The sequence below is a fragment of the Pseudomonas sp. RGM2987 genome (genome assembly GCF_022952855.1).
Taxonomy (GTDB): Bacteria; Pseudomonadota; Gammaproteobacteria; order Pseudomonadales; family Pseudomonadaceae; genus Aquipseudomonas.
Window position 1 is genome coordinate 1 of record NZ_JALJDX010000129.1, and the last position, 20,836, is coordinate 20,836.

21 protein-coding genes are annotated in these 20,836 nt (G+C 61.5%); 11 read left to right on the forward strand and 10 right to left on the reverse strand.

Features of this window, described 5'->3' with window-relative positions:
* Positions 1-90: 90 nt before the first annotated feature.
* Positions 91-1,182, reverse strand: coding sequence for a calcium:proton antiporter (locus RGM2987_RS03660; protein WP_245138758.1), 1,092 nt, complete (start codon positions 1,180-1,182; stop codon positions 91-93).
* Positions 1,183-1,376: 194 nt separating this feature from the next.
* Between RGM2987_RS03660 and RGM2987_RS03665 the strand changes: the two genes are divergently transcribed.
* The gene (locus tag RGM2987_RS03665) at positions 1,377-2,330 is read left to right on the forward strand and encodes an adenosine deaminase (RefSeq protein WP_245138759.1); all 954 of its coding nucleotides are present in this window, start codon (positions 1,377-1,379) and stop codon (positions 2,328-2,330) included.
* A gap of 160 nt (positions 2,331-2,490) precedes the next feature.
* On the opposite strand, the gene RGM2987_RS03670 is transcribed toward RGM2987_RS03665, so the two are convergent.
* From RGM2987_RS03670 to RGM2987_RS03680, 3 genes are all read right to left on the reverse strand, one after another.
* Positions 2,491-3,864, reverse strand: a complete 1,374-nt coding sequence (locus tag RGM2987_RS03670; RefSeq protein WP_245138760.1) for an MFS transporter — start codon at positions 3,862-3,864, stop codon at positions 2,491-2,493.
* Between the two features lie 113 nt (positions 3,865-3,977).
* Positions 3,978-4,712 carry a helix-turn-helix transcriptional regulator gene (locus tag RGM2987_RS03675; RefSeq protein ID WP_245138761.1) on the reverse strand — a complete coding sequence of 245 codons (735 nt, stop codon included), beginning with the start codon at positions 4,710-4,712 and terminating at the stop codon, positions 3,978-3,980.
* Positions 4,713-4,902: 190 nt separating this feature from the next.
* Positions 4,903-5,832 carry a LysR family transcriptional regulator gene (locus RGM2987_RS03680; protein ID WP_245138762.1) on the reverse strand — a complete coding sequence of 310 codons (930 nt, stop codon included), beginning with the start codon at positions 5,830-5,832 and terminating at the stop codon, positions 4,903-4,905.
* A 111-nt stretch (positions 5,833-5,943) separates the two neighbouring features.
* Here RGM2987_RS03680 and RGM2987_RS03685 point away from each other — a divergent pair, with 111 nt between their 5' ends.
* The gene (locus RGM2987_RS03685) at positions 5,944-6,957 is read left to right on the forward strand and encodes a zinc-binding alcohol dehydrogenase family protein (RefSeq protein ID WP_245138763.1); all 1,014 of its coding nucleotides are present in this window, start codon (positions 5,944-5,946) and stop codon (positions 6,955-6,957) included.
* A 277-nt stretch (positions 6,958-7,234) separates the two neighbouring features.
* A complete protein-coding gene (locus tag RGM2987_RS03690) occupies positions 7,235-7,405 on the forward strand; it encodes a hypothetical protein (protein WP_245138764.1) in 171 nt (56 codons plus the stop codon).
* Between the two features lies 1 nt (position 7,406).
* Here RGM2987_RS03690 and RGM2987_RS03695 read toward each other — a convergent pair whose 3' ends face one another.
* Positions 7,407-8,609, reverse strand: a complete 1,203-nt coding sequence (locus RGM2987_RS03695) for a multidrug effflux MFS transporter (protein WP_245138765.1) — start codon at positions 8,607-8,609, stop codon at positions 7,407-7,409.
* A 95-nt stretch (positions 8,610-8,704) separates the two neighbouring features.
* Positions 8,705-8,902, reverse strand: a complete 198-nt coding sequence (locus RGM2987_RS03700; protein WP_245138766.1) for a cation transporter — start codon at positions 8,900-8,902, stop codon at positions 8,705-8,707.
* A 148-nt stretch (positions 8,903-9,050) separates the two neighbouring features.
* On the opposite strand from RGM2987_RS03700, the gene RGM2987_RS03705 reads away from it, so the two are divergent.
* From RGM2987_RS03705 to cueR, 3 genes are all read left to right on the forward strand, one after another.
* The gene (locus tag RGM2987_RS03705) at positions 9,051-9,434 is read left to right on the forward strand and encodes a hypothetical protein (protein WP_245138767.1); all 384 of its coding nucleotides are present in this window, start codon (positions 9,051-9,053) and stop codon (positions 9,432-9,434) included.
* Between the two features lie 196 nt (positions 9,435-9,630).
* The gene (locus tag RGM2987_RS03710; RefSeq protein WP_245138768.1) at positions 9,631-12,024 is read left to right on the forward strand and encodes a heavy metal translocating P-type ATPase; all 2,394 of its coding nucleotides are present in this window, start codon (positions 9,631-9,633) and stop codon (positions 12,022-12,024) included.
* Positions 12,021-12,434, forward strand: coding sequence for a Cu(I)-responsive transcriptional regulator (gene cueR, locus RGM2987_RS03715; RefSeq protein ID WP_245138769.1), 414 nt, complete (start codon positions 12,021-12,023; stop codon positions 12,432-12,434). Before RGM2987_RS03710 ends, cueR begins: the two co-directional genes overlap by 4 nt.
* A gap of 459 nt (positions 12,435-12,893) precedes the next feature.
* On the opposite strand, the gene RGM2987_RS03720 is transcribed toward cueR, so the two are convergent.
* Positions 12,894-13,304: an HPF/RaiA family ribosome-associated protein gene (locus RGM2987_RS03720; RefSeq protein WP_245138770.1), complete on the reverse strand. Its 411-nt coding sequence runs from the start codon at positions 13,302-13,304 to the stop codon at positions 12,894-12,896.
* Between the two features lie 283 nt (positions 13,305-13,587).
* Here RGM2987_RS03720 and RGM2987_RS03725 point away from each other — a divergent pair, with 283 nt between their 5' ends.
* Positions 13,588-14,148, forward strand: a complete 561-nt coding sequence (locus tag RGM2987_RS03725) for a dihydrofolate reductase family protein (RefSeq protein ID WP_245138771.1) — start codon at positions 13,588-13,590, stop codon at positions 14,146-14,148.
* A gap of 184 nt (positions 14,149-14,332) precedes the next feature.
* Positions 14,333-14,650, forward strand: a complete 318-nt coding sequence (locus tag RGM2987_RS03730; protein WP_245138772.1) for a DUF3509 domain-containing protein — start codon at positions 14,333-14,335, stop codon at positions 14,648-14,650.
* Here the strand turns inward: RGM2987_RS03730 and RGM2987_RS03735 are convergent.
* Complete coding sequence (locus tag RGM2987_RS03735; RefSeq protein WP_214999163.1) at positions 14,647-15,147, reverse strand: phosphate-starvation-inducible PsiE family protein; 501 nt, start codon at positions 15,145-15,147, stop codon at positions 14,647-14,649. The two genes, RGM2987_RS03730 and RGM2987_RS03735, sit on opposite strands and share 4 nt — an antisense overlap.
* Positions 15,148-15,406: 259 nt before the next feature.
* On the opposite strand from RGM2987_RS03735, the gene RGM2987_RS03740 reads away from it, so the two are divergent.
* Positions 15,407-15,667: a YebG family protein gene (locus RGM2987_RS03740; RefSeq protein WP_003205410.1), complete on the forward strand. Its 261-nt coding sequence runs from the start codon at positions 15,407-15,409 to the stop codon at positions 15,665-15,667.
* A 74-nt stretch (positions 15,668-15,741) separates the two neighbouring features.
* Here RGM2987_RS03740 and RGM2987_RS03745 read toward each other — a convergent pair whose 3' ends face one another.
* A complete protein-coding gene (locus tag RGM2987_RS03745; RefSeq protein WP_245138773.1) occupies positions 15,742-17,130 on the reverse strand; it encodes a PLP-dependent aminotransferase family protein in 1,389 nt (462 codons plus the stop codon).
* 334 nt (positions 17,131-17,464) lie between these two features.
* Here RGM2987_RS03745 and RGM2987_RS03750 point away from each other — a divergent pair, with 334 nt between their 5' ends.
* Positions 17,465-18,670 (forward strand): benzoate/H(+) symporter BenE family transporter, encoded by a 1,206-nt coding sequence (locus tag RGM2987_RS03750; protein ID WP_245138774.1) that lies wholly within the window; start codon positions 17,465-17,467, stop codon positions 18,668-18,670.
* 66 nt (positions 18,671-18,736) lie between these two features.
* Here the strand turns inward: RGM2987_RS03750 and RGM2987_RS03755 are convergent, their stop codons facing one another.
* Positions 18,737-19,756, reverse strand: coding sequence for a Glu/Leu/Phe/Val dehydrogenase dimerization domain-containing protein (locus RGM2987_RS03755; RefSeq protein WP_245138775.1), 1,020 nt, complete (start codon positions 19,754-19,756; stop codon positions 18,737-18,739).
* Positions 19,757-19,942: 186 nt separating this feature from the next.
* Between RGM2987_RS03755 and RGM2987_RS03760 the strand changes: the two genes are divergently transcribed.
* Entirely contained in the window at positions 19,943-20,746 is an 804-nt protein-coding gene (locus tag RGM2987_RS03760; RefSeq protein WP_245138776.1) for a transglutaminase family protein, read from the forward strand.
* Positions 20,747-20,836: the final 90 nt, after the last annotated feature.

Sequence of the window (20,836 nt, forward strand, 5' to 3'; positions counted from 1 at the left end):
GAGTGTCAGCAGGCATTCATTTCACTGATACACCGCCTTCGTCGGATCGCCGCCCGGAGCAAGCCCGCTCCCACACTGTCCCCTGCAAGCTCAGAGCCCCAGCAACGACAACATGATAAAAGTCGCAAACAGCACAAAATGGGTCATGCCTTCGATGGCATTGGTTTCGCCATCGTTGAGGTTGATGGCGCTGACGATCAGCGTGATGAAGATCATCACCGTCTGCACCGGGGTCATAGCCATCTGGAAGGGTTGGCCGGTATAGAGCGCCATGGCTTCCATCACCGGTACCGTCAGGATGACCGTGGACAGCGAAGCCCCCAGCGCGATGTTCACCACCGACTGCATGCGGTTCGCCAGGGCGGCACGCAAGGCGGTGAGAATTTCCGGGGCGGCGGAGATGGCCGCCACCAGGATCGCCGTGACCACCGGTGGCGCTCCCGAGCCTTCCAGCCCCAGGTCGATGGCCTTGGACATGACCTCGGCCAGCGCGCCGATCACCACCACGCCAAACACCAGCGCACCGATGGAAAACGTCAGGCTGATGGGCGCTGGCTCATTCTCCACCGGCTCTTTCCTGCGGCGTTTCTCCGGGTAGCTGTAGCTGAAGAAATAACTGTGGGGCCCCACCTGCATGCGCAGGAACAGGGTATACAGCACGATCATCGCGCCGATGGTAAACGCCGAATAGGTTTTCCAACTCTGCGAGGGAATGAACTCCGGCACCACCATCGACACGCCCATGGCGGTCAGGATCATCACGCTGTAGGTGCGCGCCGAGTCGTCGTTGTAGACCTGCTCGCCATGCTTGATCCCACCCATCAGCGCCGCCAGCCCAAGGATGCCATTGATGTCGAGCATCACCGCCGAGTAGATCGTGTCCCGCACCAATGTCGGCGACGCTTCGTTGCTCATCATGATCGCCAGGATCACCACTTCCACCAGTACCGCCGACAGCGTCAGGATCATGGTGCCATACGGATCACCGACCTTTTCCGCCAGCAGCTCGGCGTGGTGGGCCACGCGCATGGAGGCGGCGACGATGAAACCGATCAACGCCAGCCCACCGATCAACGCCACCATTTGCCCGCTGCCCAACAGCCAGTGTTCCAGCGGGTAGGCGACAAACGCGGCGATCAGCGCCAGCAACAGCAGTTTTTCTTGCTTGATCAGAGTGAGCATCAGGGGCCTGTCACGGTCGGCGGGTTCATGAGCTACTAGACTGTGGTCGGCGGCGAACGTTTCGTCCGGTGTGACGCACCTGCTTGCCAGCGCAGGCCAGCAGCGGTTTAGTGGATCAGCCGGTCAGGTTTTACCAGACATTGCCGCCAGCCCCTGTAGAATGCCCGCCATCGATTCACAGATGAGAACAGACTATGTACGACTGGCTGAACGCCCTGCCCAAGGCTGAATTGCACCTGCACCTGGAGGGTTCGCTGGAGCCCGAGCTGCTGTTCGCCCTGGCCGAGCGCAACAAGATTGCCCTGCCCTGGAATGACGTGGACACCCTGCGCAAGGCCTACGCCTTCAACAATCTGCAGGAATTTCTCGACCTGTATTACCAAGGCGCCGATGTCCTGCGCACGTCCCAGGATTTCTACGACCTGACCTGGGCCTACCTGTTGCGTTGCAAGGCGCAGAACGTGATTCACACCGAGCCGTTCTTCGATCCGCAGACCCACACCGACCGGGGCATCCCGTTCGAAGTCGTGCTCAACGGCATCGCCGCCGCGCTCAAGGACGGTGAACAGCAGCTGGGCATCACCAGCGGCCTGATCCTGAGCTTCCTGCGCCATCTGAGCGAAGAACAGGCCCAGCAAACCCTCGACCAGGCGTTGCCGTTCCGCGATGCGTTCGTGGCTGTGGGCCTGGACAGTTCGGAGATGGGTCATCCGCCGAGCAAGTTCCAACGGGTCTTCGACCGTGCGCGCAACGAAGGCTTCCTGACCGTCGCCCACGCCGGTGAAGAGGGCCCACCCGAGTACATCTGGGAAGCCCTGGACCTGCTGAAAATCCAGCGCATCGACCACGGCGTGCGGGCCATCGAAGACGAGCGGCTGATGCAGCGGATCATCGACGAGCAGATCCCACTGACGGTGTGCCCGTTGTCCAACACCAAGCTGTGCGTGTTTGACGACATGTCGCAGCACAACATCCTCGACATGCTCGAGCGCGGCGTGAAGGTCACGGTCAACTCCGATGACCCGGCGTACTTCGGCGGCTATGTCACGGAAAACTTTCATGCGCTGCACACCCACCTGGGCATGACCCAGGACCAGGCCAAGCGTTTGGCGCAGAACAGTCTGGATGCGCGGTTGGTGAAGCCTTAAACCTGTAGAAACGCGCCTAGTAAGATAAAGCAAAACCTGTGGCGAGGGAGCTTGCTCCCGCTCGACCGCGGTCGCAACCGGTGACCGCGGCCTCACTGATGTGACAATGGGGCCGCTTCGCAGCCCAGCGGGAGCAAGCTCCCTCGCCACAGGATCGCTGTCACTTCACCTCACTCAACTCCTCCAACGTCTTGCCCCGCGTCTCCATCCCGAACAACCAGACCACCCCCGCCGCCACGGCAAAGCACAGCGCGCCCAAGGCGAACACGCCGCCCTGCCCGGTAATGGGAAACACCAACCCGGTCACCAAAGGCCCGAGCAGCGAACCGATGCGCCCGACTGCCGAGGCAAAGCCCGAGCCGGTAGCCCGTGCCGAGGTGGGATATAGCTCCGGTGTGTAGGTGTAGAGCACGGCCCACATGCCGAACAGGAAAAACTGCATCAACAGCCCGGTGCCGATCAGCAGGCCGACGTTGCCGCCGAACACTGCGCTCTGACCATAGAGAAACGCCATCACCCCGCCGCCTAGCAGCGTGATGACGCACACCGGCTTGCGCCCCCAACGCTCTACCAGCCAGGCCGCCATCAGGAAACCGGGAATCCCGCCCAGGGAAATCAGCACGGTGTAGTACACCGACTGGGTCACCGCGAAGCCCGACTGCTGCAGCAATGCACTGAGCCAGGACGTCAGGCCATAGAAACCGAGCAAGGCAAAGAACCAGACACTCCAGATCATCAGCGTGCGCTGGCGGTACAGCGGCGACCAGATCTGCGCCAGGGCGGAAAAGAAGTTGCCCGGCGCACTCGCCAACCTCGGCAGGCGGATCGGTTCCGGCAGGTCCTGGCGCCCCAGCGAGGCGCGAACCTTGTCCTCGATTCGCGTCAGCACCGCGTGCGCCTCATCCCCCCGCCCGGCCTGTTCCAGCCAGCGCGGCGATTCGGGAATGAAGAAGCGGATCGCCAGGACGAATACCGCCGGTATCGCCAGCACCAGGAAGATGTCCCGCCAGCCGATCACCGGCAGCAGGAAATACGAGAGTACGCCCGCGGCGACGAAGCCCAACGGCCAGAATCCGTCCATCAGGGCAATGTAGCGGCCACGGCGCCTGGCCGGGATCAGCTCTGAAAGCATCGACTGGGCAATCGGAAACTCCATGCCCATGCCGACGCCCAACAGGATGCGAAACAACGTCAACGCCTGCAGATCCTGGGCGGTGGAGCACAAGTAACTGGCGAGGCCCCACAACACGATGCTCCATTGGAACACCGGTTTGCGCCCGAAGCGATCGGCCAGCATGCCCGACAACGAGGCCCCCAGCACCATGCCGAAGAAGCTGGAGCTGGCGAGCAACCCGGCCTGGGCCGTGCTCAGGCCGAACTCGGCTTTGATCGAGCCCAGCAGGAACGTCATCATCGCCAGGTCCATGGAGTCGAAGAAAAACGCCAGGGCGATGATGATGAAAATGACCCGGTGATAGCCACTGATAGGCAACCGTTCCAGGCGTTCTGCCGCGCTGTAACCCTGAGTGTCCATATTGCCTCCCCTATCCGATAATTCCCCGGACGAGTGTGCGTGAACCTCGCAGGTAGCCAATGTTGAATACGACCTGCCGGCAGCCCTGAGCGACGCCGCCGGGAGATATCTGCCTAGAGCGCCATCTCCAGGCTTTCCTGCTGGGCGAACCGATGGAGCTCCTGCTGGCCGAGCGCTGTAACCTGCAAGGCCCGCGAGTCGCTGGGCAGGCTCAGCCAGCCGGACTGCATGAACAGTTGCAGCAACGCCGCCCCCAACGCGCCACCCAAGTGCGGACGACGTTCGCTCCAGTCCGGGCAGGCGCAGGCGATGCGGGCGCTGCGATGGGCCAGCGCCTGGATGAACAGGCCGTGACCGGCCAACTCATTGGCCCCTTTGAGGCTGACGACCACGCGCTGCTCGTACTGCTCGATCCATCCGGCATCCACCAGCCGCTGATACAGGTCGGCGGCCAGGGTGCCCCCCAGGTGATCGTCGCAAAGCCTGGCCCGCATCAACGAAGCGGGGGCCGTCGGGGCCTTGGCCGGCATCACCCCACGCTTGAAGACTTCCGGGATCTGCCGTGGCGTACTGGCAAGTGTCGCGCTGGCCAGCGCTTCAACGGCAGCGCGGATCTCGGGGGCTGCCAGGCGGAAGAAGCGTTTGCGTCCCCGGGCTTCGACTTTCAACAGGCCTCCGGAGGACAGGCGTCCCAGGTGCGCACTGGCCGAAGACGGCGAAAGTCCGGTAAGCAAGGCCAGCTCTTCGGCCTGCCGGGCCGTGCCGTCCATCAACGCCCACATCATTGCGCTGCGCTTGGGGTCAGCCAGCAGCGTGGCGATCTGGCTGATGCAAGGTGCATGTTCCATGTATTCACTCCCTGTTGAATCATTCGTCTACCGCTCTGGCGCATTGACCAGCGATGAGGCCGCCAGAGGCGGGTCGAAGCCGCTCCGACTCAGGCGGCCGCTAGTATAAGCATGACGATCGAGGTTGCCTGTCCTCCGGAAACCTTTGGAGGCGATTGTTCGTGAGGGAAAATTCTCTTTTTACCTGCGACTATTGACCGGCCCCCGGCGAGCGCGGGAATCGAGCCGTCAACTGAGCGCAGCGAACCTGGAGCATTTCCCGTAGCAGGTTGATCGGCTTGCTCAATTGCGCCCGGTGGGCGCACAGCAGATTGAGCGGCGCACGCTCGCATTGCAGGTGCGGCAAAAGGATCTTCAGGCGCCCGGCCAGCACATCGGTGCAAACATCCAGCCAGGACTTATAGGCTATCCCCGCTCCCGCCACGGCCCAGCGGCGCACCACATCGGCGTCGTCACTGAAGCGATCGCCGCTGACGGTCAGGCTCACTTCACGCTTGCCGTCATCAAAACACCAGCGGTCATGCACCCGGCTACCGAGCATGTACAAAAGGCAGTTGTGCTGGGCCAGTTGCTCCAGTTGATGGGGCTCGCCATGGCGGGCCAGGTAATCGGGCGATGCACACAGCACCCGGCGGTTATCCCCGGCAATAGGCAGGGCCACCAGGCTGGAGTCTTCCGGCTCGCCGTAACGCAAGGCGATGTCCACCGGCTGCTTGAACAGGTCGGCAATGCGATCGCCCAGCAGCAGTCGCACTGTCAGCCCGGGGTGCTCGCGCTGGAATTCATCCAGCCAGGGCAGCAACAGGTTGCGCCCCAGGTCCGAGGGCGCGGACAGCTGCAGCACGCCGCTGACCTGGTCCTGGCCGCTGGTCAACAACCGCCGCCCTTCGTCCAGGCTGCTCAACGCGGCCCGGGCGTATTCGAGAAAACCCTCGCCCTCGGCGGTCAGGCGCAGGCTGCGGGTGGAACGGGCGAGCAACCGCGCGCCCAGGTGCTGCTCGATCCGCTTCAACGCGGCGCTGGCCACTGCCGCCGACAAGTCCATGACCCTGGCAGCGGCCGAGAGACTGCCCAGGTCCGCCGCCCGGACAAACAGTTGCAAGTCATCGAATCGAAGCATGTTCCGTCCATCTTCAAAAAAATATTGAAAGAGCCTGTTCTTTTAGCCGGTTTTATCACGCTGATAAATAGCTAACCATGGCGCCATCCTATTCACTCACGGAGTCGCTTCATGAAAGCCATCGCCTACTACCATTCGTTGCCCATCAACGACCCACACTCGTTGCAGGACATCGAACTGCCGGAACCCGTCGCCGGCCCCCGGGACCTGCTGGTGGAGGTCCGGGCCATCTCGGTCAACCCGGTGGACACCAAGGTCCGCCAGAACGTCCAGCCGGAAGATGGCGCCGCCAAGGTCCTGGGCTGGGACGTGGCCGGCGTGGTGAAAGCGGTGGGCAGCGAAGTCACGCTGTTCAAGGCTGGGGACAAGGTGTTCTATGCCGGCTCCATCGCCCGGGCTGGCGGCAATAGCGAACTGCACGTGGTGGACGAGCGCATCGTCGGCCACATGCCCAAGACCCTCGGTTTCGCCGAAGCAGCAGCGCTGCCACTGACCGCCATTACCGCCTGGGAGTTGCTGTTCGAGCGGCTGGGTATCCAGGAAGGAGAGCAAGACCAGGGCCAGAGCCTGTTGATCGTCGGCGCTGCGGGTGGCGTGGGTTCGATCCTGACGCAACTGGCGCACCAGCTCACCGGATTGAAGGTGATTGGCAGCGCTTCCCGCCCACAGACCCAGGAATGGGTGCGGGCGCTGGGTGCCGACCTGGTGATCGACCACAGCCGGCCCTTGAGCGACATGCTCAAGGCGGCCGGCCAGCCCCAGGTGACCCACGTCGCCAGCCTGACCCAGACCGACCAGCATCTGGACCAATTGGTAGAAGCCTTGGCCCCCCAAGGCAAACTGGCGCTGATCGACGATCCCAAGGCGCTGGACGTGACCAAACTCAAGCGCAAGAGCCTGTCGCTGCATTGGGAATTCATGTACACCCGCTCGCTGTTCGAAACGCCTGACATGCTCGAACAGCACAAGCTGCTCAATCGCGTGGCGCAGTTGATCGACGCCGGTACGCTGAAGACTACCGTCGGCGAGCATTTCGGCACCATCAACGCCGAGAACCTGCGCCGGGCTCATGCCCTGCTGGAAAGCGGCAAGGCCAAGGGCAAGATTGTGCTTGAGGGTTTCTGATCACCGCACGTGGCCCGAACATATTCCCCCGTGGCGAGGGAGCTTGCTCCCGCTGGGCTGCGAAGCAGCCCTAATGGAGGCGCAACAACTACATGGGCGCTGCGCACCCAATCGGGAGCAAGCTCCCTCGCCACACAAGCTCCTTCATCCACAAGATGGTATTCAGCCGGACGACCCAACCGTCAGTCCGAGAATTGACCCTTGTCACATTTGCGATCGTATTCGGGTCTACACTCGAGGCCTTTGCAACGCAATCTTTTACGTGAGGAGGTCAGCAATGAAGATCCTGATAAAAGAAGTGGCAAAATCCCAATGGCAAGTACGCCTTGACCAGCACGTTGTCACCTTCCGCTCCGAGGCCGAAGCCCAAGCCTTCGCCACCACCCTGCAAGCGCGACTTCACGCGCCCCATCATTTCCCCGAACAACAACAGCGCGCAGCGGGCTGAATCAGCCCTGGTGAGCGGCCTGGGCCAGCGCCCGGGCATTTTGCAGGCGGCGGGTCAGCATGGCCGCGCCCACCACCAGCAATCCGCACAGGCTGATGACCAACGCCATCGGTACGGCGCTGCCGTCGTGCAGCGCCGCCACCAGTGCGGAGGCTCCGGCGGCCACGGAAAATTGCAGGCATCCCAGCAGCGCCGAGGCACTGCCGGCCCGGGCGCCTTGTCCGTTCATGGCGCAGGCCGAAGCATTGGGAATGATGCAACCCAAGCTGGCGATGCAAATGAACAGCGGGACCAATAATGGCCACAAGTGTGCAGGCTTGAGCCAGCAGACGACCAGCAGGCTTAAACCGGCCAGCAGGTAAACCCATACTGCTCGGGTCAACAGGAACGCCGGACCGCGCTTGGACAACAACCGGGCGTTGACCTGGGCGACCAGGATAAAACCCGCCGCGTTAGTGCCAAACAGCCAACCGAAGTGTTCGGCCGGTACGCCATAAAGTTTGATAAAGACGAAAGGCGAGCCGGTGATGTAGGCAAACATCCCCGCGATGGCGATGCCCCCCGTCAGCGCATGCCCAAGGAAAACCCAGTCGGTCAACAGGCGACCGTACTGGCGCAGCGCACCGGACAACGGTTGCCGAGGCACATGGCCCGGCAGGCTTTCCGGCAGCCACAAGGCCACGCCCGTCGCTGCCAGCGCACTGAACAAGGTCAGGGCAATGAAGATCGATTGCCAGCCGTGCAGGTTCACCAGCAATCCGCCTAGCATCGGCGCGAGAATCGGCGCCAGGCCCATCACCAGCATCAGTTGCGAAAACACCTTGGCCGAACCGACCGCATCGCATTTGTCACTGACCACCGCCCGGGAAATCACCATCCCGGCACAGCCACCCAGGGCCTGGACGAAACGTGCGCCGATCAGCCATTCCAGGCTCGGCGCGTAAGCGCATGCCAGGGACGCCACGGTGAACAACCCGACACCGGTCAGCAAAGGAATACGTCGCCCGAAGCGATCCGCCACCGGCCCATAGGCCAGTTGCCCGAGGGACAATCCGAGGAAATAAGCCGCCAGGGTCAGCTGGATATGTTTTTCGTCGGTCCCGAAAGCGCTGGCCATCGCCGGGAAGGCCGGCAGGTAGAAGTCGATCGCCAAGGGACCGAAAGCGCTCAAGGCGCCGAGAATCAGAATGGTACGGAGGTTCATCAGGCGTCCTGGTCAAGCGTCGTTCGACAGCCCGACAGTCTAGCTGCGCCGGGCGCCCTTGAACATTCCGGTAGGTCGCTAACGATTAAAATATTTCAGGCCGGGCTGGCCTCGTAGCCCTCGTCCTTGATGACCTGCACCAGTGTGTCGACCGGTAGTGAGCTCTGGACCTGGACGGTCTTGGCACCCAGATCGACTTGTACGTCAGCCGCCGGATCCCGGGTTTGAACCGCTTGGGTGATAGCCCGGACGCAATGACCGCAGGACATACCCTGAACATTGAAAGTTTGCATGAGATGACTCCCTGGATTTGAGGTTGGAGCCAGTTTCAAGCTTGCCCTCATGGCAAGGTCAAGTTCTGACGAAAACTGCCGGGCTGGCAATCGGCGCTGCGCTCAGCCAAGCTGCACACATCAAGGATTTCACTCCGGAGGTTCAGCCATGCGCTGGTCAGCGTTCAGCCTGTTTTGCATGCTCGGTTTTTCAGCGGTGGCCCCGCAGGCGTCGGCGGCCGGCGAAGATTACGGCGTGCTGATCATTTCCCGCGAGCGCCTGGAAGTGGCGACCTCCTGCGAAATAGGCGTCTACATTCAAGACCAACTCACCGCGCGCCTGTTCCAGGAAGGCAGCACCTCGTTCAACCTGCCACCCGGACAGTTTTCCCTGCGCCTGAAGTTGTTGCCGGGCCAGGCGCCGGGATGCAACCCGGGCATGCTCGCACCGGGCTCCCAGAGCATTACCCTGAGGGCGGGCGATATCCTCAAGTACCGCATCGCCATGAATGAACAGGGGATGTACCTCAAGCAGACTGGGTTGGGGTACTGACACACAACCTGATCCATGTGTGTGCGGGCTTGCTCGCGAAGGCGGTGGATCAGCTTGCATCGATGTCGAATGTAGCGACGCCTTCGCGAGCAAGCCCGCTCCCACAAAGGGTCCGCGCAAGTCTTTGGATTGGCACTTGACCTTGCCCGCATGGCAAGGTTGATCCTGTAGTCATTCACTACAGGGAGCCTGGCTGATGTCTGAATCCACCATTTTCGACCTGCCAATCACCGGCATGACCTGCGCCAGTTGCGCCGGGCGGGTCGAGCGAGCCTTGAGCAAAGTCACCGGCGCCCGCAACGTCAGCGTCAACCTGGCAACCGAACAAGCGCGCGTCCAGGCCCCCGAAGGCAGCCTGCCGGCCTTGATGCAGGCGGTCGAACAGGCGGGCTATAGCGTTCCCGTGCACAGCCTGGATTTGAGCATCGAAGGCATGACCTGCGCCTCATGTGTCGGTCGGGTCGAGCGCGCCTTGGGCAAGATCAGCGGCGTGAACAGCGTCAGCGTCAATCTGGCCAACGAGCGCGCCCACCTTGAGTTGTTCGGGCAGGTCAATCCACAGACCTTGATCGATGCGGTCAAACGGGCCGGCTATGACGCCGATGTCTGGCAGGCCGAGCAGCCCCATGGCCCACAGACCAACCCACTGAACCGTGAACGTCTGGTGCTGGCGCTGGCGATCCTGCTGTCCTTACCGCTGGTGCTGCCCATGCTCCTGCAACCGCTGGGTGTGCACTGGATGTTGCCGGCCTGGGCGCAGTTTGCCCTGGCGACTCCGGTGCAGTTCATCTTCGGCGCACGCTTTTATGTCGCAGCTTTCAAGGCCGTGCGCGCCGGAACCGGGAACATGGATCTGCTGGTGGCCCTGGGCACCAGTGCCGGCTATGGCCTGAGCCTTTATGAATGGGCCATCGCCCGCCCCGGCAGCATGCCGCATTTGTATTTCGAAGCCTCTGCGGTGGTGATTGCCCTGGTGCTGCTGGGCAAATACCTGGAAAGCCGCGCCAAGCGACAGACCGCCAGCGCCATCCGGGCCCTTGAAGCGCTGCGACCAGAGCGAGCGATCCAAGTGATCGAAGGTCAGGAGCGGGAGGTCGCCATCAGTGCCTTGCGCTTGAATGACCTGGTGCTGGTCAAACCCGGTGAACGCTTTCCAGTGGATGGTGAAGTGCTGGAAGGCCAGAGCCACGCCGACGAGGCGCTGATCACCGGCGAAAGCCTGCCGGTACCCAAGCAGCCCGGCGACCAGGTCACCGGTGGCGCCATCAACGGCGAAGGTCGATTGTTGGTACGCACCCAGGCCCTGGGAGCTGAAACCGTCCTGGCACGCATCATCCGCCTGGTGGAAGACGCCCAGGCCGCCAAGGCACCGATCCAGAAACTGGTGGATAAAGTCAGCCAGGTCTTCGTGCCCGTGGTCCTGCTGCTGGCCTTGGCGACGTTGGTCGGTTGGTGGCTATACGGAGCGCCGCTGGAAACCGCGTTGATCAACGCTGTCGCCGTCTTGGTGATTGCCTGCCCCTGCGCCCTGGGCCTGGCGACACCGACGGCGATCATGGCCGGCACCGGTGTGGCCGCACGCCATGGCATTCTGATCAAGGATGCCGAAGCACTGGAACGCGCCCATGAAGTCGCGACGGTGGTGTTCGACAAAACTGGCACCCTGACTTCCGGCACGCCGCGCATCGCGCATTTGCACGCCTTGGACGGTGACGAAGATGCGCTGCTGCAAAAGGCTGGGGCGTTGCAACGCGGCAGTGAACATCCCCTCGCCAAAGCGGTGCAGGAGGCCTGCGCCGAGCGCGGTCTGGACGTACCGGACATCAGCGACAGCCAGTCCCTGACCGGGCGCGGCATCGCCGGCCGTCTCGATGGGCAGCGCCTGGCCTTGGGTAACCGACGTTTGCTGGATGAACTGGGCTTGAGCCCGGGCTCGCTGGACGAGTCGGCCCAGGCCTGGGAAATCGAAGGCCGGACACTCTCGTGGCTAATTGAGCAGGACGCCGCGCCTCGGGTACTGGGGTTGTTCGCTTTCGGAGACACCCTCAAGCCCGGGGCCCTGGCCGCCGTGCAAGCGTTGGATGAACGCCGCATCGCCAGCCATCTGCTCACCGGCGACAATCGCGGCAGCGCCCGCGTGGTGGCCGAAGCGCTGGGGATCGCCAACGTCCATGCCGAAGTGCTGCCGGCGGACAAGTCGGCCATCGTCCAGCAATTGAAGAGCCAATCGGTAGTGGCGATGGTGGGCGACGGCATCAACGACGCCCCGGCCCTGGCCGCCGCAGACATTGGCATCGCCATGGGTAGCGGCACCGACGTGGCGATGCACGCCGCCGGCATCACCCTGATGCGCGGTGATCCGCGCTTGGTGCCGGCAGCGCTGGACATCAGCCGCAAGACCTACGCCAAGATCCGCCAGAACCTGTTCTGGGCCTTCGTCTATAACCTGATCGGCATCCCGTTGGCGGCCTTCGGCTTGCTCAACCCGGTGCTGGCCGGCGCGGCCATGGCGCTGTCGAGCGTCAGCGTGGTGAGCAATGCGTTACTGTTGAAGTTCTGGACACCCGAGCATTTGGAGGACAAGCCATGAACATCGGCCAAGCGGCCCGCCAGAGTGGCCTGAGCGCGAAGATGATCCGCTACTACGAATCCATTGGCCTGCTCAAGGCGGCCCATCGCACCGACAGCGGCTACCGGATCTACGGCGCCGATGACCTGCACACCCTGGCCTTCATCAAGCGCTCCCGGGACCTGGGGTTTTCATTGGAAGAAGTCGGCAAACTGCTGACACTCTGGCAAGACCGCCAACGCGCCAGCGCCGACGTCAAGGCACTGGCGCGGCAACATATCGATGAGCTGAACCAGAAAATCCGCGAACTGGCCGAACTGCGCGATACCCTGCAAGACTTGGTGGAACACTGCCACGGCGACCACCGCCCAGACTGCCCGATCCTCAAGGAACTGGCGTCGGGCTGTTGCAAACAAACAGCGCCGGCCTGATAGCCAACCACACCCAAGAAACCCTGTGGGAGCGAGCTTGCTCGCGAAGACGTCGGCACGTTCAACATCTCTGCAAGCTGACCCACCGCTTTCGCGAGCAAGCCCGCTCCCACAAGGGATCGGTGGCGAACATCAAATCCGGCAGCCCCCCGGAAAAACTGTGGGAGCGGGCTTGCTCGCGAAGACGTCGGCACATCCAACATTGATGCAAGCTGACCCACCGCTTTCGCGAGCAAGCCCGCTCCCACAGGGGATTTGTGGCGAACATCAAATCCGGCGGCACCCCGGAAAAATTGTGGGAGCGAGCCTGCTCGCGATGGCGGCGGCACATTCAGCATTTTCGCCAACTGACCTACCGCTATCGCGAGCAAGCTCAGCTCCCACAGGATCCCAAGTTGAGCAAACGAAACGGGCCTGCATCGCAGGCCCGTTTTCAATGGAAGTGGAAAGTCAGCCGGCTCAGCCGTGCCGCGCCGCCCGCTCGTTCTCCAGGAACTCTTGCTCCAGCATCGCATCGGCCAACGCCAGGGATTCGGTCTGGGCGGTGGAGGCGGCGCGTTTGCCGCGCAGTTTGCCAAACAAGTGTTCCAGGGCGTGTTCCAGCTTAGTGGCCGCCCCTTCGATCGCCAGCTCCAGCGATTCGGCCTTGTGGGTCACGGAAATCGGCTGATGGCCCTTTGGCCGCGCTTCAAGCTGGCAACGCATATCATGGGGTCCGGGCTTGTCGCCGTTCTCATCCCCCAGATGGACTTCAATTCGTGTCAGGTCTTCCTCGTAGCGTTCGAGCGTGCTTTCGATGGTAGTACGTACCCACTCCTCCAGTCGGATGCTGCTTTGAATATGGTTATCGCTGTTGACTTGGATTTGCATAGTTCATCCCTTATTTCAGCTAGCTCGCCGGGGGCCATCGACGTTGGTGCAACGGCCCCTTGAATACAGAGTCGGGCTGGCGGCAGAACAATTCAACCCCTTCAAAAAGATAAATATTGTTTTGCAAATAAAGCCGGACAACGGGCAAAAGCGCTGTTAATGTCGGGAGTCCACTCGCCCTGCGTGCACTGCGAAACCGCCGCTTCGGCTCGGGCCGCCAGCCGCCCGAGAGCACACGCCGAGGCTGCTTGTGGACGTGTGTGAACCAAAAGGGAGCCGTTCAATGGCGCGAATTCTTGGCTACATCGCAGCGACCCTCGATGGAATGATCGCCACCGCCGACGACAATCTGGACTGGCTCTTTGAATATGGCGATGTCGACCTCGGTGAGCATGACTATCGCTTGTACCTCAAGCGCATCCGCACGATTGTCATGGGACGCAGCACCTATGATTTCATCGAGCGCGATGCCTCACCATGGGCCTACGGCGATCAACGGGTCATCGTCGTGACGTCTCGCCCCATCCCGGAGCCCAAGGGCAAGCTTGAGGTGCGTTGCGACGTCGACGCGCTGGTCGCCGAGCTTCGGGCGCTCGAGGATGGAGACGTGTGGATGATGGGCGGAGGCCAGTTACAGATGGCGTTCCTTGAACGGGGTGCGCTCGACGAAATCGAGATCTACCTGACACCCGAAATGCTGGGGGCTGGCCGGCCCCTGTTCCCTTTAACGGGCTTCAGGGCGAGTCCGACACTCATCAGTGCAAAGGCCCTGGATCGTGGCTTTGTCCGCCTTCACTACCGCTTCGACACGAATGGCCCGACGGGCGCAAACACGACACGCTGATATTTCTGGCATGCCCCTTGCTGAACTCCATCAGAGGAGTTGACGGCACTGCAATCCATTCAAATGGCGCCCGTCGCCTCCTGACGATGAACACGAACATGGAATGGCCGGTGGTCCGGTATTGCGAACTAATCCCGATCATGGCCGGTCAACAACTGCACGTTCAATCAGGCGGTGACGCATCATGGACAACCCTTTTCAGATCATTACCGACGCTTTTGCGCCGCATTATCAGATCAACCTGAGCATCCAAGGCCTGGATGGCCGGATCATGCTGACCCTGTCCAAGGCCGGGCGCATCGTTGCCAAGCGCATGATCAGTCCCCAGCTACGCAATGACCCGCAGCGGCTCAAGCGCCTGGTCCAGAGCATCCAGTTTGGCATCGCCATCGAACAAGGCGACAGCGCCATGGCCATCCTCGAAGCCATGACCGACAGCGACAACATCAAGCTGCCCCCACCCCAGGCACAGGGCCCTGCGTCAACTGCCGCCGGCCTTTAGATCTCGCCCTTCTCCACCTCGGCATGCTCACTGGAACCCGCGCCGACCTTGCGGTGCGGGTGTTCGATTTTCACTGAGGGAAACTGCGAAGACGCGTAGCGCACCACCAGGATCGCGAATGCCAGCAGCAGGATGCCACCGCACAGGTAGATGATCCCCAGATCCGGCGGATTGTGGTGGGATACATTGGATATCAGCAGCCGCGTCAGCGCAGTGATCGCCACGTAGATCAAAAATCGCACCGGCATGTGGTTGGTCTTGAAGTAAATCCCGACCATCGCCCCCAATTCCAGATAGATGAACAGCAGCAGGATGTCATCGATCTTGATGTGTCCCGCCTCGATCATCTGCAAAAATTCCATCACCGCAGCCCATGCGGTCACCGCACCAATGGCGAACAGTGCCAGGTAATGGAACGTCTCGACGAACAGGTTCCCGAGGGATTCGGCCAGCTGATGGACGTTCTGGCGCAGGTTCTCGGCCCAGTTGATTTTCACGATGTAGTTTCCTTAGGTCGATTCGACCGGATCATGCGGGTTGGACGTGACGGTTGTTCTGCATGCAGAAAAAAGGCCAGCGGCTGGAGGTGAGATGGCGATGGGCTGGTATTTGACACTTCTGGATGCGCGACAAACCTGGAAATCGGTCTACATTAAAAAGCCACTATCCAAAGGAAGAGGATTCGCTTATTCTTTTGCCTGTATATAAATACAGTAGTCACAAAGATAACCAATGTGAAGGCATGTGAGGTGGTGAATGGCCGTCGAAGTGGTATACCGCAGCAGCCGAGATCTGGAGCGCTTGTTCATGGATAAAGCCGAAGCTGACCGTCATGACAAAATGCTGGAACTCGCCGAATTGCTGGCCGAGGTGTTGCAAAAAGCCGTTCCATCGCTGAGCGAGCAACAGGTGGAAGAAGCCGGGATCTACATGGCGAAGAACCGGGACGTGTTCGCCAAGGCTTTCAAGAGCCAGCCGGACGCCTTGTCCGAACTGCTCAATCCCTCAGACGAATAACTCGAAAAGATCGCAACCGTCGGCAGCGCGCAGGGGAGTAAACCCTGTGGAGCTGTCGCAGGCTGCGGTCTTTTTCAGTAATAACGGCGAGGGTCGGAACCGATCAGGCTGGCCAGCTTGGTCAGGGCGAAGCGCAACTCGTCCTGGCTGGTAGGGGACATCAACACCAGCCGCACACAACGGGTCGCCTCGCCGCGTTCAGCCTGAAACTGGGTGCCACTGAGTACCAGGACGCCATTGGCGCGGGCGAGCATCGTGAACTCGTCGCTGGTCCAGGGTTCGGGTAGCGTCAACCAGATGTGGTACGAATAAGGCTGGGTCTTGAGTTCGAAATCGGCCAGGATTTCCCGGGCGATTGCTTGTCGTGCAGCAGCTTCGTTGCGCTGGATACCGATCAGTTTCTTGTCCAGGCCTTCGGTGATGACATTGCTTGCCAGTTGCGCAGTCAACGGCGATGGCATCCACACGCTGCTACGCACCATGGAGGTCAGGCGCGACAACAGCTTCGGTGGGCTGTAGATATAGCCGACGCGAAGCGCCGGCATGACCGATTTCGACAGGCTGGTCAGGTACACCGATCGCTCCGGCGCAAAGGCCGACAGCGGCTTGATCGACGGATCGGTGGCGAGAAAGCCATAAATATCATCGTCCAGGATGATGAAGTCGAACTCCTCGGCAAGCGCTGCGATCTGGGCGCGGCGCTTTTGCGACATGATGGCCGCCGTCGGGTTCTGGCAGGTTGCCACGCAGACCAGCATCGCCGGTTTCTCCCGCAGGCAGAGTTCGCGCAGCGCTTCGGGAATGATGCCTTCGTCATCCATCGGCACACCACGCAAGCGGCGCTCCAGGCCATGGGCCAGGGAAATGATCCCGGGGTAACAAAGCGCCTCGCACAGCACCAGATCGCCGGCGTTGGTCAGTGCACCCATCGCGACCATCAAGCCGTGCTGGGCTCCGGCGGTGATCACCACCTGCTGCCATTGCGCGTCGGGCAACGAGTGGCGCAACCACTGCGCCCCCGCCTCGCGATGCGCCGGATGACCGCCGTCCGGCGCGTAGTCCAGGGCACGTGCGAAGTCCGTGGTATTGGCCATGCCCACCAGCGAGTCGCGCAACCAGTAAGCCAGCGTCTCACTGTAGGGTTTGATGATTGAAAGATCGAGCAGCTCGGGCTGCCCCAGATTCAGCGCAGCCGCGCCATTGCTTGCCGGCAGTTCCAGCTGTTTCTGGCCGAGCACATAAGTGCCACGTCCCACTTCCCCCTGGACCAACCGGCGCCGCTGGGCTTCGCCATAGGCCCGGCTGATGGTGCCCGGCGTGACATCCAAGGCATCGGCAAGCTGCCTAAGGGTTGGCAGTTGATCACCTTCATTCAAGACACCGTTGTGGATATCCCGCGCCAATGCGTCGGCAATCGACAGGTACATCGGTTGGCTGAACTCGCTTAGCTGGGGAACCCACATGAATGATCAAAGCCCATCGCGCAAAGGATTAATTTCGCAGCATATCACAAGGTGTTTCTACGCCTAATGGTTCAACAGCAGCGAGAAAACAGCTAAATTGATTCGATTCAATCCGCCAGCCCCCATTTCAAAAGAAAAATAATTATCTAATTAAAACCAGCAAAATCATATTATTACAAAGATCATCCAGCGCACGTCATGCGAAATCTACTCAATCAAATCAATCGCCTATTGAATCGATTCAATTTATTCAAATACACTGCCGCTGAGTGAATCAATCAGATCCACCTTCCCCTCATTACCGCGCGCTTGTGCTGCGCCAAGTCGAGATTTCATGGACACACTCAGAAAGGATCTATCTCTCTCAGCAGTCATCGCGGGCTTTATCGCCGTGATCATTTCCTACGCTGGCCCGCTGATCATCGTGTTCCAGGCCGCCAAGGAGGCGCACCTGCCCAACGATCTGGTGTCTTCGTGGATCTGGGCGATTTCCATTGGCAGCGGCATTACCGGCCTGTTCCTGAGCTGGCGCCTGCGCGTTCCGGTGATCACGGCCTGGTCCACTCCGGGCGCAGCACTCCTGGTCTCAATGCTGCCGACTGTCACCCTGCCTCAAGCCATCGGAGCCTATGTGGTGGCGTCAATGATCATTGCCGTGGTCGGTCTGTCCGGGGCTTTCGACAAATTGATGGGCCGACTGCCCAAGGCCATCGCCGCTGCCATGCTCGCCGGCATTCTGTTTCGCTTCGGTGCCGAGCTGTTCACCTCGATCAAGCTGCAACCGGCCCTGGTGCTGGCAATGATCGCCGCCTACCTGCTGTTCAAGCGCTTTTCGCCCCGCTACGCAATTCTCTCGGTACTGATCGTAGGCTGCGCGGTGGCCGCCTCGTTTGGAGAGCTCAATAGCAGCTCAATCACTATCGCCGTGGCCAATCCAGTCTTCATCGCGCCTGAATGGAGCTGGCATGCAATCATCAACATCGGCCTGCCCTTGGCCCTGGTGACCCTGACGGGCCAATACGTACCAGGCATGGCCGTGCTCCGGACCTGCGGCTACAACACAGCGGCACGCTCAATCATTTCTGTCACTGCAATCGGCTCGGTGCTGATGGCGCCCTTCGGTTCCCACGGTTTCAACCTGGCAGCAATCACAGCGGCCATCTGCACCGGCCGCGAAGCCCATGAAGATCGTGATAAACGCTACATCGCCGGAATCGCCTGCGGGGTGTTCTACATTCTGATGGGGACCTTCGGCGCGACACTGGCCTCGGTGTTTTCTGCGCTGCCCAAGGAGTTGATTGCATCCCTTGCCGGCCTGGCCCTGTTCGGTGCGATCAGTTCCGGGCTGACCGGCGCCATGGCTGACGAGAAACAACGGGAAGCGGCGCTGATCACTTTCCTGGTAACGGCATCGGGCATGAGCTTCCTGGGCCTGGCCGCTGCGTTCTGGGGACTTATCTTCGGACTCGTGGCGCATTTCGTACTGACCTACACCCGGGAAAGCAAAGCGACCGTCCTCGCCGAAAGCGGCCGATCTTGAGCTTTTGCTAGCGTCGCGGCCTTGGCAGTCCCAACGGAGGCGCCTGCGCCTGAAGCCGCTATTGCCTCATCGGTACAACAAACGCTCCGCCAGCTCATCGGCCACCCGGGCCGGTGAGCGCTTTTCCGCTTGGGCGTGGGCGAAGACCTCAGTGAGCCGGGTGCCAATTTTTGAAAGGTGCGCGGTGATGGTGGGCAGCTCTTCGCCGCGATGCTTCAGGGCGACATAGATCAGGCCGCCCGAGTTGATCACATAGTCCGGCGCATAGAGGATCCCGCGCCTTTCCAGTTGATCGGCCACTTGCAGATTGCTCAGTTGATTATGGGCCGAGCCGGCAACCGCCGAGCAGCGCAGTTGCGCCACGCTGTGGCTGTTGAGCACACCCCCAAGGCCACAGGGCGCCAGGATATCGCACGGTGTGCTGAGCAACGCGTCGTTGGCGATCGGATGAGCACCCAGTTGCTCCATCGCCAGTTGCACCTTGCCTGGGTCGATGTCGCTGACCAGCAGCTCGGCCCCCGCGGCGTGCAGTTGCTCGGCCAGGGCAAACCCCACATTGCCCAGCCCCTGGATCGCCACCCGCAGGCTTTCCAGGTTATCGCTGCCCAGGCGAGCCATGGCAGTGGCGCGGATGCCCGCGAATACGCCCATCGCCGCATGGGGCGCGGGATCGCCCGCAGCCGTGGTGCTGGTAACGTGGCGCGTGTGCTGGGCGATGCAATCCATGTCGGCCACCGAAGTGCCGCTGTCGATGGCGGTGATATAGCGTCCATCCAGTTGCTCGATACAACGGCCAAAGGCCTCGAACAAGGCCGCGCGGCTTTCGACATGGGCCGGGCGCATGATCACCGCCACCCCGCCGCCCACCGGCAAGCCGGCCAGCGCGGCTTTGTAGCTCATGCCTTGGGCCAGGCGCACGGCGTCAGCCACGGCACTTTCGTCGTCGGGGTAGGCAAGATAACGACAACCACCCAGGGCGGGCCCGGGGCGGCTGCAATGAATGGCAATCACCGCCTTCAACCCGGTCATCGGGTCTACGCTTAAGTGCAGCGATTCAAGGCGGGAGCTTTGCATGAGAGCGAACATCGAAAGGCTCCCGAATCACTTCTGCTTGTTTCGCCAGTATAGGCGTGCAGATGAAATTTGCTGAAACACGCAGGAATAAGCCGAAACTGTCACCCGCCCTTACGGGCATAACCTGTAACGACGCCTGTCGAGGACTGGACGAAATTCCACGGCGGAGCTAAAACGAGGCATAGCCCGGAGAGTTTGATGAAACCGCGCCAAGCCTTTCTTGACTGCCTGCACCGTTCGCCACCGGCGCTGCTCGAAGCAGCGCTGTGGATCGCGGCCGAACATGACCGCGAAGTCGACGTGCCGGCGTTGCTGAGGGATTTCAAGGAGCTGCAACAGCGGATCAGCCATGACCTGCCGATGTTGCCTGTCATCGAGCTGGGCCAGCCCTTGCTGCGGCGGCTGAACGACATGGGTTTCGCCCAGGATGACTCCACGCCGCTACGACCCCAGGCCGCACTGCTGGATAAGGTGCTGGCGCGCAAACGTGGGCAACCCCTGGCGCTGGGCCTGATCGCCCTGGAACTGGCCCGGGGGCTGGAGATTCCGATGGTCGGTGTCAACTTTCCCGGCCATTTCCTTCTGAAGGTGCCCGGCGCCGATCATCTGCTCGACCCGTGCGGTGGCCGTCGGTTGTACCCCAACGACTGTCGGGAACTGCTGCAACGTCAATACGGCGCACACATGCCACTCAGGGCCGAGCACCTGGTCAACGCCGAGCCGACACAAATGCTCCAGCGCCTCTCGCGCAACCTGCGCCAGTTGCATCTGGCGAACGATGACTACATCGCGGCGCTGGTCGACGCCGAGCGCGTGCTGAAACTGGGCAATGCCAGCGCTGCCGACTACCTGGCCCGGGCCAGCCTGTACCAGCGCCTCGACTGTCCCAACGCCGAGCGATTCGACCTGGAACATGCGCTGATGCTCAGTGAGGACCCGATCCAGCGAATCCGACTGACGGAACGGCTGGGGCATCTGCCGCCGAATACGATTGTGCATTGAGGGGATGGGATGGCCCCTGCCCTGCCAGCGATGAGGTGATCCTGTGGCGGGGGAGCTTGCTCCCGCTGGGGGGCGTAGCGGCCCACGACC

Excerpts from the sequence above, each read along its gene's own strand:
- RGM2987_RS03740 (WP_003205410.1), top strand. The coding sequence starts at position 15,407 with ATGGCCGTCGAAGTGGTATACCGCAGCAGCCGAGATCTGGAGCGCTTG.
- RGM2987_RS03750 (WP_245138774.1), top strand. The coding sequence starts at position 17,465 with ATGGACACACTCAGAAAGGATCTATCTCTCTCAGCAGTCATCGCGGGC.
- RGM2987_RS03700 (WP_245138766.1), bottom strand. The coding sequence starts at position 8,902 with ATGCAAACTTTCAATGTTCAGGGTATGTCCTGCGGTCATTGCGTCCGG.
- RGM2987_RS03695 (WP_245138765.1), bottom strand. The coding sequence starts at position 8,609 with ATGAACCTCCGTACCATTCTGATTCTCGGCGCCTTGAGCGCTTTCGGT.
- RGM2987_RS03675 (WP_245138761.1), bottom strand. The coding sequence starts at position 4,712 with ATGGAACATGCACCTTGCATCAGCCAGATCGCCACGCTGCTGGCTGAC.
- RGM2987_RS03725 (WP_245138771.1), top strand. The coding sequence starts at position 13,588 with ATGGCGCGAATTCTTGGCTACATCGCAGCGACCCTCGATGGAATGATC.
- RGM2987_RS03705 (WP_245138767.1), top strand. The coding sequence starts at position 9,051 with ATGCGCTGGTCAGCGTTCAGCCTGTTTTGCATGCTCGGTTTTTCAGCG.
- RGM2987_RS03760 (WP_245138776.1), top strand. The coding sequence starts at position 19,943 with ATGAAACCGCGCCAAGCCTTTCTTGACTGCCTGCACCGTTCGCCACCG.
- RGM2987_RS03710 (WP_245138768.1), top strand. The coding sequence starts at position 9,631 with ATGTCTGAATCCACCATTTTCGACCTGCCAATCACCGGCATGACCTGC.
- RGM2987_RS03665 (WP_245138759.1), top strand. The coding sequence starts at position 1,377 with ATGTACGACTGGCTGAACGCCCTGCCCAAGGCTGAATTGCACCTGCAC.
- RGM2987_RS03745 (WP_245138773.1), bottom strand. The coding sequence starts at position 17,130 with ATGTGGGTTCCCCAGCTAAGCGAGTTCAGCCAACCGATGTACCTGTCG.
- RGM2987_RS03660 (WP_245138758.1), bottom strand. The coding sequence starts at position 1,182 with ATGCTCACTCTGATCAAGCAAGAAAAACTGCTGTTGCTGGCGCTGATC.
- RGM2987_RS03670 (WP_245138760.1), bottom strand. The coding sequence starts at position 3,864 with ATGGACACTCAGGGTTACAGCGCGGCAGAACGCCTGGAACGGTTGCCT.
- RGM2987_RS03680 (WP_245138762.1), bottom strand. The coding sequence starts at position 5,832 with ATGCTTCGATTCGATGACTTGCAACTGTTTGTCCGGGCGGCGGACCTG.
- RGM2987_RS03685 (WP_245138763.1), top strand. The coding sequence starts at position 5,944 with ATGAAAGCCATCGCCTACTACCATTCGTTGCCCATCAACGACCCACAC.
- RGM2987_RS03690 (WP_245138764.1), top strand. The coding sequence starts at position 7,235 with ATGAAGATCCTGATAAAAGAAGTGGCAAAATCCCAATGGCAAGTACGC.
- cueR (WP_245138769.1), top strand. The coding sequence starts at position 12,021 with ATGAACATCGGCCAAGCGGCCCGCCAGAGTGGCCTGAGCGCGAAGATG.
- RGM2987_RS03755 (WP_245138775.1), bottom strand. The coding sequence starts at position 19,756 with ATGTTCGCTCTCATGCAAAGCTCCCGCCTTGAATCGCTGCACTTAAGC.
- RGM2987_RS03730 (WP_245138772.1), top strand. The coding sequence starts at position 14,333 with ATGGACAACCCTTTTCAGATCATTACCGACGCTTTTGCGCCGCATTAT.
- RGM2987_RS03720 (WP_245138770.1), bottom strand. The coding sequence starts at position 13,304 with ATGCAAATCCAAGTCAACAGCGATAACCATATTCAAAGCAGCATCCGA.